General features: G+C 64.6%; 11 protein-coding genes. 5 read left to right on the forward strand and 6 right to left on the reverse strand.

What is annotated here, in order from left to right; genetic code table 11:
• Positions 1-3 precede the first annotated feature (3 nt).
• Positions 4-1062, reverse strand: a complete 1059-nt coding sequence (locus NKI67_RS05860) for a hemin-degrading factor (protein WP_352568898.1) — start codon at positions 1060-1062, stop codon at positions 4-6.
• Positions 1063-1071: 9 nt separating this feature from the next.
• Positions 1072-1278, reverse strand: coding sequence for a hemin uptake protein HemP (hemP, locus tag NKI67_RS05865; RefSeq protein ID WP_352568899.1), 207 nt, complete (start codon positions 1276-1278; stop codon positions 1072-1074).
• A 201-nt stretch (positions 1279-1479) separates the two neighbouring features.
• Here hemP and NKI67_RS05870 point away from each other — a divergent pair, with 201 nt between their 5' ends.
• The 3 genes from NKI67_RS05870 to NKI67_RS05880 are packed head-to-tail and all read left to right on the forward strand — an operon-like array spanning position 1480 to position 5465.
• Positions 1480-3693: a TonB-dependent hemoglobin/transferrin/lactoferrin family receptor gene (locus tag NKI67_RS05870; protein WP_502909323.1), complete on the forward strand. Its 2214-nt coding sequence runs from the start codon at positions 1480-1482 to the stop codon at positions 3691-3693.
• A 5-nt stretch (positions 3694-3698) separates the two neighbouring features.
• On the forward strand, positions 3699-4130 hold the full coding sequence (locus NKI67_RS05875; protein ID WP_352644735.1) for a hypothetical protein: 432 nt from the start codon (positions 3699-3701) through the stop codon (positions 4128-4130).
• 48 nt (positions 4131-4178) lie between these two features.
• Complete coding sequence (locus tag NKI67_RS05880) at positions 4179-5465, forward strand: energy transducer TonB family protein (RefSeq protein ID WP_352644737.1); 1287 nt, start codon at positions 4179-4181, stop codon at positions 5463-5465.
• Positions 5466-5533: 68 nt separating this feature from the next.
• Here NKI67_RS05880 and putA read toward each other — a convergent pair whose 3' ends face one another.
• Entirely contained in the window at positions 5534-9145 is a 3612-nt protein-coding gene (gene putA, locus NKI67_RS05885; RefSeq protein ID WP_352644739.1) for a bifunctional proline dehydrogenase/L-glutamate gamma-semialdehyde dehydrogenase PutA, read from the reverse strand.
• Between the two features lie 162 nt (positions 9146-9307).
• On the opposite strand from putA, the gene NKI67_RS05890 reads away from it, so the two are divergent.
• Positions 9308-9760 carry an Lrp/AsnC family transcriptional regulator gene (locus tag NKI67_RS05890; RefSeq protein ID WP_352568904.1) on the forward strand — a complete coding sequence of 151 codons (453 nt, stop codon included), beginning with the start codon at positions 9308-9310 and terminating at the stop codon, positions 9758-9760.
• A 237-nt stretch (positions 9761-9997) separates the two neighbouring features.
• Here the strand turns inward: NKI67_RS05890 and NKI67_RS05895 are convergent, their stop codons facing one another.
• The gene (locus tag NKI67_RS05895; protein ID WP_352644741.1) at positions 9998-11197 is read right to left on the reverse strand and encodes a cytochrome-c peroxidase; all 1200 of its coding nucleotides are present in this window, start codon (positions 11195-11197) and stop codon (positions 9998-10000) included.
• A 7-nt stretch (positions 11198-11204) separates the two neighbouring features.
• Entirely contained in the window at positions 11205-11651 is a 447-nt protein-coding gene (locus NKI67_RS05900) for a FixH family protein (RefSeq protein WP_352568996.1), read from the reverse strand.
• 158 nt (positions 11652-11809) lie between these two features.
• On the opposite strand from NKI67_RS05900, the gene NKI67_RS05905 reads away from it, so the two are divergent.
• Positions 11810-12739: a sugar kinase gene (locus NKI67_RS05905; protein WP_352568906.1), complete on the forward strand. Its 930-nt coding sequence runs from the start codon at positions 11810-11812 to the stop codon at positions 12737-12739.
• Here the strand turns inward: NKI67_RS05905 and NKI67_RS05910 are convergent.
• Positions 12732-13733: an NADP-dependent oxidoreductase gene (locus NKI67_RS05910; RefSeq protein ID WP_352568907.1), complete on the reverse strand. Its 1002-nt coding sequence runs from the start codon at positions 13731-13733 to the stop codon at positions 12732-12734. The genes NKI67_RS05905 and NKI67_RS05910 overlap by 8 nt on opposite strands.
• Between the last annotated feature and the right edge of the window lie 2 nt (positions 13734-13735).

The raw sequence follows: 13735 nt of genomic DNA on the forward strand, positions 1-13735 counted from the left end.
TCCTCAGGCTGCGGTCGGGCTTGGGATACGCGGCAGGTTTTCGGCCAGAAAGCGCCAGTCTTCGCGCTCGCTTTCGCCTTCATGCCGCTTACCGAAGAACTGGATGATCATCTTGCCGTCGGCGCCATAGACTTCGAGCGACGTGACATAGCCGTCCTTGGTCGGCTTGCGCACGGCCCAGACCTCATCGATGTGGTCGGTCCGCAGGTGCAGATGGAAGGTCTGGTCGAGCACGTTGAGCCATGGTCCCATCGGCTTGATCGAGGCGACCGGGCCGGAATGGATCTGGATGCAGCCGCGATTGCCGACAAAGCACATGATCGGCATGGCGCCAGCAGCGGCGTGGTTGAACATGGCGTTCACCGCATCCTTGTCGACCAGCCAGGCGTAGTCCTGGCCGACCATTCGCACCGCCTGTCGGCGGCTGATCTTCAGTGTCTTCAGCATGCCGAAGAACTGGTGCACGTCGGTCAGCTGGCTCCAGCGGTCGCGCAGATCGTCGACGCTCGCCGGGTTGTCCGCAGTCTCGGTCTCGTCAGCCGTGCCCGCTGAAATCGCCACCGTCGGCTCTTGGTTCGGCGATTCCAGCCCGGCCACCAGTTTCTGATAGGCGTAGAGGTTGGAGGCTGGCCTGAGATGCACCTTGTGTACCGCCTCGCCTGCGGTGTCGAAGAACTGCAGGCTGCGGCGGATGTCGGCGCCATCGCGCTTTTCCACGGCAAAGCCGTGCGCCCAGACTTTTGGGAAAATACGCAGGTCGATATTTTCGCCGAGCACCATGGCATTGTGATTACCGGTGACGACCTTGTCGTAGACGCCGATCTTCTCGTGCACCGCGCTTTCGTTGCGGGTCAGCGCCATCACCTCACCGACAGCTTCGAGGCCAGTCAAAAGGTCGTTGACACGCGGCTCGACGCGCACGACGCCGTCGCCGCAATGCGCGGCGACCAGTTCGGCCTCCGAAATACCGAGCTGGGCGGCGAGGTCGCGCTCGCGCATTTTCGGATTGTCTGCCCGTGCCCGCCGGATCTCGTGCGGGGCGGGTTTTACGCGCTGGTCCATTTCTACCACCTACTTGTTGAGGATGAGCTTGCCCTGCCGGGTGATCTTCAGCCGGTACAGCGCACCGTGGTGCTCGATGCCGATCTCGTGCTCGCCCTGGAACAGCGTGTTGCTGGACAGCGTTCTCACTGCCGATTGGACCCTGTCGAAACGGGCGGAATTTTCGTCGGAACGGCGGACGCGATAGCGAAAGTCGCTGGGATTGTGCGTGTTCATGGGTTCGATCCCTTTCCTGTGCCTGGCATCTGGCTCGGCGCCTGCGTGAAATGCCGATTCAATTCTTGACTCGAATGATCATGTTATCTAGCAGTGCAATACCGGAGTAAATGAGTCAACATTTAAGACGCCGGACACGATGAAAAATGCCAGCGAGCCCCAAGCCAGCCAGCATCGAACATGGATTCTTGGAGCTGCAGCATGGGGTTGGCGAATTGGGGACGGCTGGCGGGCAGCGGCCTGACACATTGTTCTATGACAAGCAAAATGGCCGCGTTGCTGGCCGGCGCGGCGGCGATCCCGCTGCTCGCCACACCGGCCGGCGCCCAGCAGGCCGCCCAACCGGCAGCCGACCAGCAGCAGACTGACCCGTCTCAACAGCCCGAAAAGGTAAAGCCGGCCCCGGCGGGTACCACACTGCTCGACAAGATCCTGATCCTCAGCCGTACCGGCGAGACGGCGATCGAGTCGCTTGCTTCAGCCAGCCATGTCGACGAGGAACAGCTCGAGCGCCGCATGGCGACGACGCCCAACGAAATGCTGTTCGGTGTGCCGGGTGTCGCCGTCCAGGCCGACGCAAGGCGTGTCAGTTCCAGCATCAACATCCGCGGCCTGCAGGATTTCGGCCGCGTCTCCGTCATCGTCGACGGCGCCCGCCAGAATTTCCAGCGCTCGGATCACGGTACGCAATCGACCTTCTACATCGATCCCGAATTGATCAAATCCGTCGATGTGATCCGCGGCCCGGTCGCCAACACCTATGGCTCCGGGGCGATCGGCGGCGTCGTATTTTTCGACACCAAGGATGCGCAGGATTTCCTCAAGCCGGACGAGACCTGGGCGGTATCCGCAACTGGGCGCTACGAAACCAACGGCAAAGGCTGGACCACCAGCGCCACCGGCGCCTATCGGATCAACGAGAACTGGGACGTGCTCGGCAATATCGTCTACCGCGACTATGACGACTACAAGCATGGCGGCGGCGACACTGTAGCGGGCACCGGCTTCGACGTCTTGAGCGGCCTCCTCAAGACGACCATCCGCCCCAGCGAAAACAGCGAGCTGAAGCTGGGCTGGATCGGCTCGAACGACGGATGGACCGAGACCAGCGGCAGCGCGCCGGTGAACGACGCCGACCTGAAGGCGAATACCTTCACGGCCCGCTACAACATCACCGACGAAGACAAGAGCTGGCTCGACCTCCACATCAACGCGTCCTACAACAAGACCAAGCTCGATCTGACGGCCCTTGTCGCGCAAAACCGGTTTGATCCGGTCACCGGTCTGCCCGTGGTTTTGCCGGCGGGTTCGAAATCGACGTTCGACATCGGCACCTCCGGCATCGACATTTGGAACACGTCGAGATTCGAGACCGTTGGAATCGCGCATGAGCTGACCTATGGCGGCGACTGGGTTGGCGACGATGTCGAGACAGGCGGCACGGCGGGCGGCGACAGCTTCTATACGCCCTCGGGCAACAGGAACGTCTCCGGCGCTTACGTTCAGGACAAGCTCACCTGGGACTGGCTCGAGGTCATCGCCGGGCTGCGTTACGACAGCTACAAGCTCGACAGTGATGTCGGCGAAACCTCTGGCGACCGGCTGTCGCCACGCATCACAGTGGGCATTTCGCCCTTCGAAACCGCCAGCCTTTCCGGCCTGCAATTCTACGGCACCTATGCGGAAGGCTACCGTTCTCCGTCGCTGTCGGAGACCCTGATCAGCGGCAATCATCCGGCCGGCGTCAGCTTCCCGTTCCTCCCCAATCCCAATCTCAAGCCCGAAACCGGCAAGACCGTGGAATTCGGCGTCAATTACAGCACCAACGGCGTCATTGAGGCCGGCGACGCGCTGCGGCTGAAGGCGGCCTATTTCAACAACAATGTTGACGATTACATCGATGGCGTAACGCTATCGGCGTTCGATCCGACCAGCGGCTGCCCGTTCGGTCCGGGCATACCGATCTGCTTCCAGTATCAGAACTTCGCCAAGGCCAAGATCCACGGTTTCGAGATGGAGGGTGTCTATGACGCAGCCTGGGGCTTTGCCGGGCTTTCGGCGTCGTTCACCGACGGCCACACGATTTCCTATGAAGGCGAACGGGCGGACCTTGTCACCGTCCCCTCCTCACAGATCACCGGGCAACTCGGCTTTCGCTTCCTCGAGGACAGGCTGACCATCGGTGGCGAGGTGCAATACAATGGCAAGCCGCAGGGCAACCCGGTGGCCAAGGACTATACGCTGGTCAATGCCTTCGCCAGCTACCAGGCGACCGACAATTTCAAGGTCGATTTCCGCGCCGACAATCTGTTCGACGTCAAATACGCCAACCCGCTGAACGCATCGACGACGAGCGTCGTCTACGAGCCCGGCGTCACCCTGAAGCTGGCGGCGACGATGAGGTTTGGAGGCTGACGACAATGACAGGCATCACAGCATCCCTTCGTCTGTTCGCCGCGGCGCTGGCAATGTCGCTTTTTGCGGCTCCGGCGTGGACACAACAGCAAGCACCGGCGCTGATCCTCGAGCTGAACGGCGCGCAGCCCTCCGACAAGGGCTGCCGCCTGACCTTCGTCGTCACCAACAATCTCGGCGCCGATCTTTCCAAGGCGGCGTTCGAGATCGCATTGTTCAACGAGGCCGGCGTCGTCGACCGGCTGACCGTGCTCGACTTCAAGGAGCTGCCGGCAGGCAAGACCAAGGTGACGCGTTTCGATCTTGCCGGCACGGATTGCGGCAAGGTCAGCCGCGTGTTGATCAACAGCGCCACGGAATGCGCCGGCGCCGAGCCGAATGCCTGCATGCGCGGGCTGAAGACGCAGACCAGGACCGGCATCGCCTTCGGGGTCTGAATTTTGGGACCGGAACCCGCATTCGCGCGAAACCCCGTCGCGTGGCCATTGGCCGGTTTCCTGCCGCCGGAACCGGACGATCCGGATTTCGCCATCCCGCGCGGGGCGCTGCGTGTTTCGCTGCGCGACAGGCCGGAAGACAGTTACATCGCCGATGCCGACGGCGACTTGCCGACGGTGCCTGCGGAGCCATTGCGGCAGACGCGACAGATGCAGCGGCGCCGCAACTGGACGGTGGCGATCGCCTGCTCTTGCGCATTCCACGTAGCCGTGGCGCTGGCCTTTCTCACGCTGCCGGACGACCGGCCAAGGATCGAAGGTGCCGACCAGCAGGGCGACATGCTGCTCGGCGCCGACCCGCAGCAGGCGGCCGGCGATGTCGCAGACGACCCGGACGTGGCCAACGTAACGATGGTGACCATGCTCGACTCCAAGCCCGTCGAAACGGTCGAGGCGCAGGCGACCGCGGCAGAGGAGACGCTCCAGCCGGTCACCGATGCGGCGGAAGCATCGGACAAAGAAGTGGTCGAGCCGGTCAGCGAGGCGGCCACGGAAACCGCTGCCGTTGCCGACCGGACCGCGCCTGCGCCTGTTCAACCTGTCCAGCCGGCGCGCCAGGCCCCGTCGCCCGACATTCTTGCGACAGACAGGCTGGTGCCCGCCGACGACAATGCGGTGCCGCCGCCAGTCAGTGCGGTCGAAACGGCCGAGCCTGCCGAGACGAGTGCGCCGGCACCAACCGACCCGGCGCCGGCCGAAACGGTTCAGACAGCCGAGACCGTCGTAGCGGCGGAAGAACCGAAGCCGGACAGGCCGAAGCCCAGGCAGCCGAAGAAGGCGACCGCAAAGAGCAAGCCGGCCAGGAAAGCCGAACCGGACGAGCCCGAAAAGCCGGCCTTGGGCAAGAAGGCGGGCAAGGCTGCGGCCAAGGCGGACACCAAGAAGAAAAAAGCCGGCTCTGGCGGCCGTGACGAAGCGGATGTCGCGCGCGGCATGGCCGACGGCAGGAAGGACGGCAAGATCCTGACCGCCAGCAGGGGCGGAAAATCCGGCATCGGCAATGCCGCCGTCACGAACTATCCCGGCAAGATCAGGTCAAAACTGGTGCGGGCCTTCAATTCGACACGCACGCGCGCCACCGGCACAGCAACCGTTGCCTTTACCGTCGGCTCGAACGGCAGCGTCCGGTCGGCCAGGCTGACGGGCAGTTCGGGTGTTGCCGCGCTGGACAAAGCCGCGCTCGACGCAGTCCGCCGGGCTTCTCCGTTTCCTCCCATTCCGGAAGGAGCCGGTCGCTCGGCTTGGCAGTTCGAAGTGCCGCTCGGTATCAGGTAACGATCGTCCTCATGCGGATACCAAAGTCGGCGCCGCCCTGCCCCGCGATACGCGAACCCTGGCGAAACCTACGCAGCGGCCAGCAGGCTGGCATTGCCGCCCGCCGCCGTGGTGTCGACGCAGACGGCGCGCTCGTGGGCGTAGGCGGCCGGATAATAGACTTCGCTGATCAGCGGCACGATCGGGCCGGCGCGCTCGGCGATGACCTTGCGCACGATGCGCGCGGCCTCGGGCGTGCCGGAAAAGGCAACGACATCGACGCGCAGCGAGCGCGCTTCGACCGGGTCCGGCCGGCCGTCGATGGCCGCCAGCGGCAGGCCCTTGCCGGTCAGCGCCGACAGCGCCGCCGGCGCGCCGGGTGCGACGGCGAGCACGGCATTGCCGGCGGCCAGCGCCTGGATGGCCTGGGCAAGCAGCGTGTCGGCGTCGGGACCGAGGCACAGCACGCGCCCGCGCGGCGACAGCGACAGCGTGTTGGCCTCGCCGGTCGGCCCGGGCAGGTCGACCTGGCCGAAATCGATGCCGGCGGCAGTGCCGATAGCCGCCGCACCCTTGCCGCGCAGATGTTTCCTCAGGATGGCGACGCGATCCGGCCGCGTCGACCAGCCGCCAAAGGCCGGGTCCGGCAGATTGTCGGCGAGCTCGGTCGCCGTCACCTTGCGGCCTTCGGCAAGATGGGTGCCGGCTTCCGGCCCCTTGCGGAAGCGCCGGAGATAATGTGGGCCACCGGCCTTCGGCCCGGTGCCGGAAAGGCCCTCGCCGCCGAACGGCTGCGCGCCGACGACGGCGCCGATCTGGTTGCGGTTGACGTAGATGTTGCCGGCATGGATGCCATCGACGAAATGCTGGGCGCGGCCTTCGATGCGGGTGTGCAGGCCAAAGGTCAGGCCATAGCCTTTGCGGTTGATCGCAGCGATCACCGCATCGATCTCGTCGGCATCGAAGGTGGCGACATGCAGCACCGGCCCGAACACCTCGCGCTCCAACTCCTCGATGCCCTTGACCCGAAAGACGTGCGGCGCAACGAAGCGGCCGTCCTTCGGCGCTTCGAGCTTGGCGATCAGCCGGCCCTGCAGGCCCATTTTGGTGCAATAGTCACGGATCGACGCTTGCGCCTCGTCATCGATGACCGGGCCGACATCGGTCGATATCCGCCACGGGTCGCCGAGGCTGAGCGCTTCCATCGCGCCTTTCAGCATCTCAAGCATCTTCTTCTCGACGTCCTTCTGCACGTAGAGAATGCGCAATGCCGAGCAGCGCTGGCCGGCGCTCTGGAAAGCGGAGGCGAGGATGTCGCGCACCGCCTGTTCGGGAAGTGCGGTGGAATCGACGATCATGGCGTTGAGGCCGCCGGTCTCGGCAATCAGCATGGCGTCAGGCGCGGCGGTGTCGGCGAGCTGCTTTTCGATTAGCTTGGCGACCTCGGTCGAGCCGGTGAAGCAGACGCCGGCAATGCGCGGATCGGCGGTCAGCGGGCCGCCGACCGTGGGGCCGTCGCCGGGCAGAAGCTGGATGATGTCTTCCGGCACGCCGGCCTCGCGCAGCAGCTGGACAGCGCGGAAGGCGATCAGCGGCGTCTGTTCGGCTGGCTTGGCGATCACCGAATTGCCGGTGACGAGTGCCGCTGCAATCTGGCCGGTGAAGATGGCGAGCGGAAAATTCCACGGCGAGATGCAGGCGATGGCGCCGCGCGCCTCGGTGCCCGCCTCGGCATTGGCGGCCTCGGCCGCATAGTAGCGCAGGAAATCGACCGCCTCGCGCACCTCGGCAACGCCGTCGGCGAGCGACTTGCCGGCTTCGCGGGCGGCGAGCGCAAAGAACTCGACGGCGTTCGCCTCGTAGAGATCGGCCGCCCGGTTGAGGATGGCAGCGCGCTCGGCGACCGGGCGTCTTGCCCATGCCGGTTGTGCCTCGACGGCGATGCGCACGGCGGTCTCGACCTGCTTGGCGCCGGCCTCGCTGACCGTGCCGACCACTTCCGAAGGTTTCGCAGGATTGACCACCGGACGCTGCTTGCCGTAGCCGGCGGCGCGGCTGACCGGCTTGGCGTGCCAGCGGTCCGGCCCGGCGAACTCGGCCCTGGCCTTGTCGATCGCCGCCAGCGTCGGCGTGTCGGTGATATCGAAGCCCTTGGAATTGCGCCGGCCGGGGCCAAAGATCGCCGACGGCGGCACGATCGCCGGATTGGCCGCGGGGCCTTGTTTCTCCACCGTGTCGAGCGGGTCGCGAGCAATATCCTCCGGCTCGACTTCCTCGTCGGTGAGCTGGTGGACAAAGGAGGAATTGGCGCCGTTCTCGAGCAGCCGGCGGACCAGATAGGCGAGCAGGTCGGAATGAGCGCCGACTGGCGCATAGATGCGGCAGCGCGTGCCTTCGGCCTTGCGCACCGTCTCGTGCAGTGCTTCGCCCATGCCGTGCAGCCGCTGGAACTCGAATGTATCGCGCTCCGTCGTCATCGACAGGATGGCGGCGACGGTGTGGGCGTTGTGGGTGGCGAATTGCGGATAGATGCGGTCGGTCATCGACAAAAGCTTCTTCGCGCAGGCCAGGTAGGAGACGTCGGTGTTGGCTTTGCGGGTAAAAACCGGATAGCCGTCGAGCCCGAGCGTCTGAGCCCGCTTGATCTCGGTGTCCCAATAGGCGCCCTTGACCAGCCGCACCATGATGGTGCGATCGTATTTCTTCGCCAGCGCATAGAGCCAGTCGACGGTGAAGGCCGCGCGCGGACCGTAGGCCTGGACGACGACGCCAAAGCCGTTCCAGCCGGCAAGCTCCGGCTCGGCCAGTACCCGTTCGATGACGTCGAGCGACAGGTCGAGCCGGTCGGCCTCCTCGGCGTCGATGTTGAGGCCCATGCGCGAATGGCGCGCCGCCAGCGCCAGCGACCAAAGCCGCTCGGCCATGACGGGCAGCATCTTTTCCTTCTGCGTCACTTCATAGCGCGGATGCAGCGCCGACAGTTTTACCGAAATGCCGTGGTTCTGGCGGATGTCGGGGCCGTTGGCGCCGGCATCGAGCGAAGAGATCGCATCGGCATATGCCTTGAGGTAGCGCAGCGCATCGGCCTCGGTGCGGGCCGCCTCGCCCAGCATGTCGAAAGAATAGAGATAGCCCTTCTGCGTCATCGGCCGGCCGCGCTTGACCGCCTCGGCGATCGTGCGGCCAAGCACGAACTGCTCGCCCATCTCGCGCATGGCCGCCGCGACCGCCTTGCGGATGACCGGCTCGCCGAGCCGGCGCACCATGGCGCGCAGCGTGCCTTCGATGCCGCCCTCGCCTTCGTCGAGCACGCGGCCGGTCAGCATCAGCGCCCAGGTCGATGCATTGATGAAGATCGAGCTCGAGCCGCCCGAATGCGCCGACCAGTCGTGCGGCGCGATCTTGTCGGCGATGAGGTCGTCCATCGTCTCGGTGTCGGGCACGCGCAGCAGCGCCTCGGCCAGGCACATCAGCGCCACGCCCTCCTTGGTCGAGAGGCCATAGGCGGACAGGAAGACCTCCATCAGCCGCGGATCGGACGAGCCGCGCACCGCCCGCACTAGATCGGCGGCACGGGCCGAAATCGCCTTGCGGTCTTGCGCGGACAGCCCGGCCGCCTCGGCCAGCCGCTTCACCGCCTGGTCTTCGTCGGGCAAATAATTAGCACGGATCTGCTGGCGGATGGTGTCGAGCGCTGGCATGGCGGTCCTGTAGAGCGAGCATAAGGGAGCGGGCCGGCGGTCACCGGACCGAACGGCGCAAGCTAACATAAGTAGGGATTGCAGTCGGTCCAAAGAAGTCGACAGAACAGATCGATCGATCTATCATTAGGACTGATCACCTCCAATTCGACCAGGAATCCAGTGACAGAAGACCAATTGGACCGGATCGACAGGAACATCCTGTCGGCTCTGGGCAGCAATGGCCGGCTTTCCATGTCGGACCTGGCGGCTAAAGTCGGCCTGTCGAAGACGCCGGTGCAGGCACGAGTCAAACGGCTGGAGAAGGACGGCTTCATCAGGGGCTACCAGGCGATCATCGACCGTGAGCGCATGGGCGAAGGCCATGTCGCCTTCGTCCAGGTGAAACTGTCCGACACCCGCTCGGCCGCGCTCGACGCCTTCAACCGCGCCGTGCAGGCGGTGCCGGAGATCGAGCAGTGCCACATGATGGCATCGAGCTTCGACTATCTGCTGAAGGTCCGCACCACCGACATCGCCGCCTACCGCCGCGTGCTTGGCGAGCGCATCTCCGCCCTGCCGCACGTAGCCCAGACCTCGACGTTTGTCGCGATGGAGACGGTGAAGGATCGGTGAGTATCTCTGCATACAGACCGATATCAGCGGCCGATCCAACGCTGGCGACTAGCCTATCCCCACCATCCCTTCGTCATCCCAGGGCGGAGCAAGGAGCGAAGCGACGCGGCGCAGACCCTGGGATGACGAAGTGGAGAGATGTCTCAGCTAATCTCGAGGCTTTGTGATTGCCACCTTTTTAATTTGCTTCAAGTCGGGAAAGTCGAAATCTATCTTCACGTCCCGGCAAACCCAACGTCACTCCGCCAGTGTCTTCAAAAACGCCACCAGCGCCGCGCGCTCGTGGTCCGAAAGCTGCAGCGGGTGGACCTCTGACACACCCTCGACACTTGCCGGCGCCTTGGAATAATGCGCCACCACCTCGTCGAGCGAGGAAAACTGCCCGGCATGCATGTAGGGCGGACGGGTGGCGGCACCGCGCAGCGACGGCGTCTTGTAGGCGCGGACGAGTTCCGGCCCGGTCTTGACCATGAAGCGCAACTCGCGGCAGGCGCTGGCATCGCCGTCGCGAAAGGCGCCGAAACAGTTGAACGGATCGGCCTCGACCTGCGCCACCGCCTCGACGCGGCCGCGATCCGGCGGCAGGCCCGCGACCGGCGGCACGCCGGTATTGTGGAAGCTGCCGTCGGTAAAACGCGGGCCGTTGTGGCAGGTCACGCAATTGGCCTTGCCGATGAACAATTTCAGGCCGAGGATTTCCTCCGACGAAAAGGCGGCGTCGCCTTTCGGCTCGGCGCCCGCAGCCAGGTCGAGGGCAAAGCGGTCGAAGCGTGTCTGCGGCGGCGCGATCGAGCGCTCGAAGGCGGCGATCGCCTTGCCGATATTGGCAAAGACGCGGTTGACCTCCTCGGCTTGGCTGGCGGGCATGGCGTTCCAGGCCGCCTTCTCGGCATCGGTGCCGAACGGGCCGGCATTGGCCGGCACGCCCGAAAGGTCAGGCAGCGGCCCGAAGATGCGCTCGTAGCGCTCGCCGAAGCGGGCCTTGATGTAATGTGCGAAGGCGGCGCGGTTGCCGGCCTGCTCCAGCGGATTTTCGAGCGGTGTCAGCGCTTGCGCCCACAGGCTGTCGCGCCGCCCGTCCCAGAAGAACCAGGGATCATGCGCGACGCCGGCCAACGGCATGGTACGACGGTTGGTGCGGCCGACGCCGACCGCTTGCGGCAGGTCGTCCTGGAACTGCCGGTCGATCTTGTGGCAGGTCGAGCACGATACCGTGCCGTCGCCGCTCATCCCGGTGTCGAAAAACAGCGTCGAGCCGAGTGCCGCGGCGGCCGGCACATCGGCGAAGCGATTGGTGGTATCGGGCTTCAGCGGCGGCAGCTTGGACAGGGCCAGTGAGGCGATGGTCTGCTTTTCGGCATCGGAAAACTCCGGTCTGCCGCAGCCGGCAAGCACGGCCACCACCACCAACGCGAGAAGACTGGGAAACCGGCTCATCTATGGCTCACAGCACCACATTGAAGACGACAGTGTCCGAACCGGCCGCAGCGGAAATGGCAAAATGCAATTGCCACCACCCGCTCATCGTGAATTTGACCCCGTCGATGCGATAGCGCCCCGCGCCGAGGTAATCGGTCGCCTGCGGGCTGGTCGGCAGACCGTGCTTGTGCTGCGGCATGCCGCCGGAAATCGTTATCGCAGCACCTTCCACCGGCGCACCCTCGACGGTTTTGAGCGTGAGCAGCCAGGATTCCAGTTCGCCCTGCCGGATGACGCCTTTCTCGGGCTCGAAAGTCGCCGCGAACAGCTTGTTCGCCGTCGTCTTGGAACGGCCGACATCCGAGCTTGGTTGCGGCGCACGCGGCGCCGTCAGATAGACGATTGCCAGCACGCCGGCGAGCAAGGCAGCCAGGCCGAGGCCTCCAAGAAGATAACGCCATAACGATGCCAAACCCATTCCTGTTCTGCGGATAACGTTTCGCTGGGCAGATCGCGTCCCACGCCCCTGTGGGAAATCGCGCCCAGTGCAAGAATCCGCCGTCGCCAAGCATGGCGCTGCCGGCTGCAAAAAGCTACAGCACCGCAATTGCAGGGATGGAGGAGTGCTTCATGGCAGGAAACGGCATCGCCTCGATCGGCGAGTGCATGCTAGAGCTTTCGGGCCAGGCCGGGCCGAACTGGCGCATGGGCTTTGCCGGCGACACGTTCAACACTTTGTGGGCGCTGCATGCCTTGAGCGGCGAGCGGCGGGCGACCTATGTGTCGGCCTTCGGCGACGACCCGTTCTCACGCGACCAGATCAAGTTCCTGGCCGAGAGCGGCATCGGCATCGGCGCCAGCCCGGTGATAGCGGGCGCCCGCCCCGGCCTCTATGCGATCACGCTGACCGGCGCCGAACGTTCTTTCACCTATTGGCGGGCCGATGCGGCCGCAAGGCAGTTGGCTTCGGACCCAGCCGCTTTGCAGAAAAGCCTTGAAAACCAGGCGCTTGTCTATTTTTCCGGAATCACTTTGGCAATCCTCGACGACGACGCACGCACGGTGCTGCTGACGGCCGTGGCCAAGGCGCGCGCGGCCGGCTCGCTGATTGCCTTCGACCCCAATTACCGGCCGCGGCTATGGCGCCAAAGCGAGGAAGCGCAGGCCGCGATCCTCGAGGCGCTCGCCGTCGCCGACATCGCGCTCCCGACCTTTCCCGACGAGCAGATGCTGTTTGGTGATACGACACCGCAGAAAACAGCTGAACGGCTGCGAAAGCTGGCCGGCGAAGTCGTGGTCAAGAACGGTGAGGAACCGGCGCTGATCGCGCAAAACGGAACCTTGCAATCGGTTCCGGCGGTGCATGTCGCCGCGCCGGTCGACACCACCGGCGCCGGGGACTCCTTCAACGGCGCCTACCTCGCCGCCCGACTTGCCGGCCATGCCCCGGCAGAGGCGGTGCTGCGCGCCCATCGCGTTGCCGCCGCCGTCGTGCAGGTGCGCGGCGCCCTGGCGCCGTTCGAGACGCTGAGGGCAGCGTTCGAGGCAACTGCTATCTGACCTTGATGACGACCTTGCCCTTAGCGCGTCCTGTTTCGACATAGGCCAGGGCGTCATTGGTCGCTTCGAATGGAAAGACCCGATCCACAACCGGGCGGATCGCGCCGGCTTCGATGAGAGCGGTGATTTTGCTCAGCTGATCGCCCTGCGCCCACATGAAAAGGAACGAAAACTGCACGCCGCGGCGCTTGGCTTTGGCCCGAATTCCGCGACTCAGGAAGCGCAGCGCCAGCCTCAGCATCAAGTTCAGCCCCTTTTCCCTGGCAAATTCGGCATCCGGTGGACCGGAGATGGAGATGAGCTTGCCACCCGGTTTCAGCACGCTCAGGGATTTTTCCAGTGTCTTGGCGTCCTGGCTGTTCAAGACGACATCGTAGCCCGACAGAACTTTCTCGAAGTCGTCTTTCCTGTAGTCGACGATGACATCGGCGCCGAGACTTTTGACCAGATCGGCACTCGCCGCGCTCGCGGTTGTCGCAACGGTCGCGCCGAGGTGCTTGGCCAACTGAATAGCAAATGTCCCGACGCCGCCGGAACCAGCCTGAATGAAGACCTTCTGTCCCTTCTTCAGGTTTGCCCGTTCGATGAGCGTCTGCCAGGCGGTGAGACCGACCAGGGGAATCGACGCCGCCTCTTCCATACTGAGATTCTCGGGCTTCAAGGCTACGTCGGCCTCATTCACGGCAATGAATTCGGCGAATGTCCCAATCCGGCCGTCGCGCGGCCGCGCATAGACATCGTCGCCGGCCTTGAACTTGCGGACTTTCGATCCCACGCGAACAACCTTCCCAGCCACGTCGTGGCCCAGGATGAAGGGCCGGCGATAAGGCAGGATGAGCTTGAATTCCCCGGTTCTGATCTTGGAATCGAGCAGGTTCACCCCTGCGGCATGGACCTCGACCAAGACATCGCTGTCCTGGAGCTCCGGCTCCGGCATTTCGGCCAGCCGCAGAATGCCCTTCTTGTTATACTTATCGACAACGAATGCCTTCATGG

Origin of the sequence: Mesorhizobium sp. M0408 (assembly GCF_040321495.1) — a bacterium.
Lineage (GTDB): Bacteria > Pseudomonadota > Alphaproteobacteria > Rhizobiales > Rhizobiaceae > Mesorhizobium.

Excerpts from the sequence above, each read along its gene's own strand:
- NKI67_RS05860 (WP_352568898.1), bottom strand. The coding sequence starts at position 1,062 with ATGGACCAGCGCGTAAAACCCGCCCCGCACGAGATCCGGCGGGCACGG.
- hemP (WP_352568899.1), bottom strand. The coding sequence starts at position 1,278 with ATGAACACGCACAATCCCAGCGACTTTCGCTATCGCGTCCGCCGTTCC.
- NKI67_RS05870 (WP_502909323.1), top strand. The coding sequence starts at position 1,480 with ATGGGGTTGGCGAATTGGGGACGGCTGGCGGGCAGCGGCCTGACACAT.
- NKI67_RS05875 (WP_352644735.1), top strand. The coding sequence starts at position 3,699 with ATGACAGGCATCACAGCATCCCTTCGTCTGTTCGCCGCGGCGCTGGCA.
- putA (WP_352644739.1), bottom strand. The coding sequence starts at position 9,145 with ATGCCAGCGCTCGACACCATCCGCCAGCAGATCCGTGCTAATTATTTG.
- NKI67_RS05895 (WP_352644741.1), bottom strand. The coding sequence starts at position 11,197 with ATGAGCCGGTTTCCCAGTCTTCTCGCGTTGGTGGTGGTGGCCGTGCTT.
- NKI67_RS05905 (WP_352568906.1), top strand. The coding sequence starts at position 11,810 with ATGGCAGGAAACGGCATCGCCTCGATCGGCGAGTGCATGCTAGAGCTT.
- NKI67_RS05910 (WP_352568907.1), bottom strand. The coding sequence starts at position 13,733 with ATGAAGGCATTCGTTGTCGATAAGTATAACAAGAAGGGCATTCTGCGG.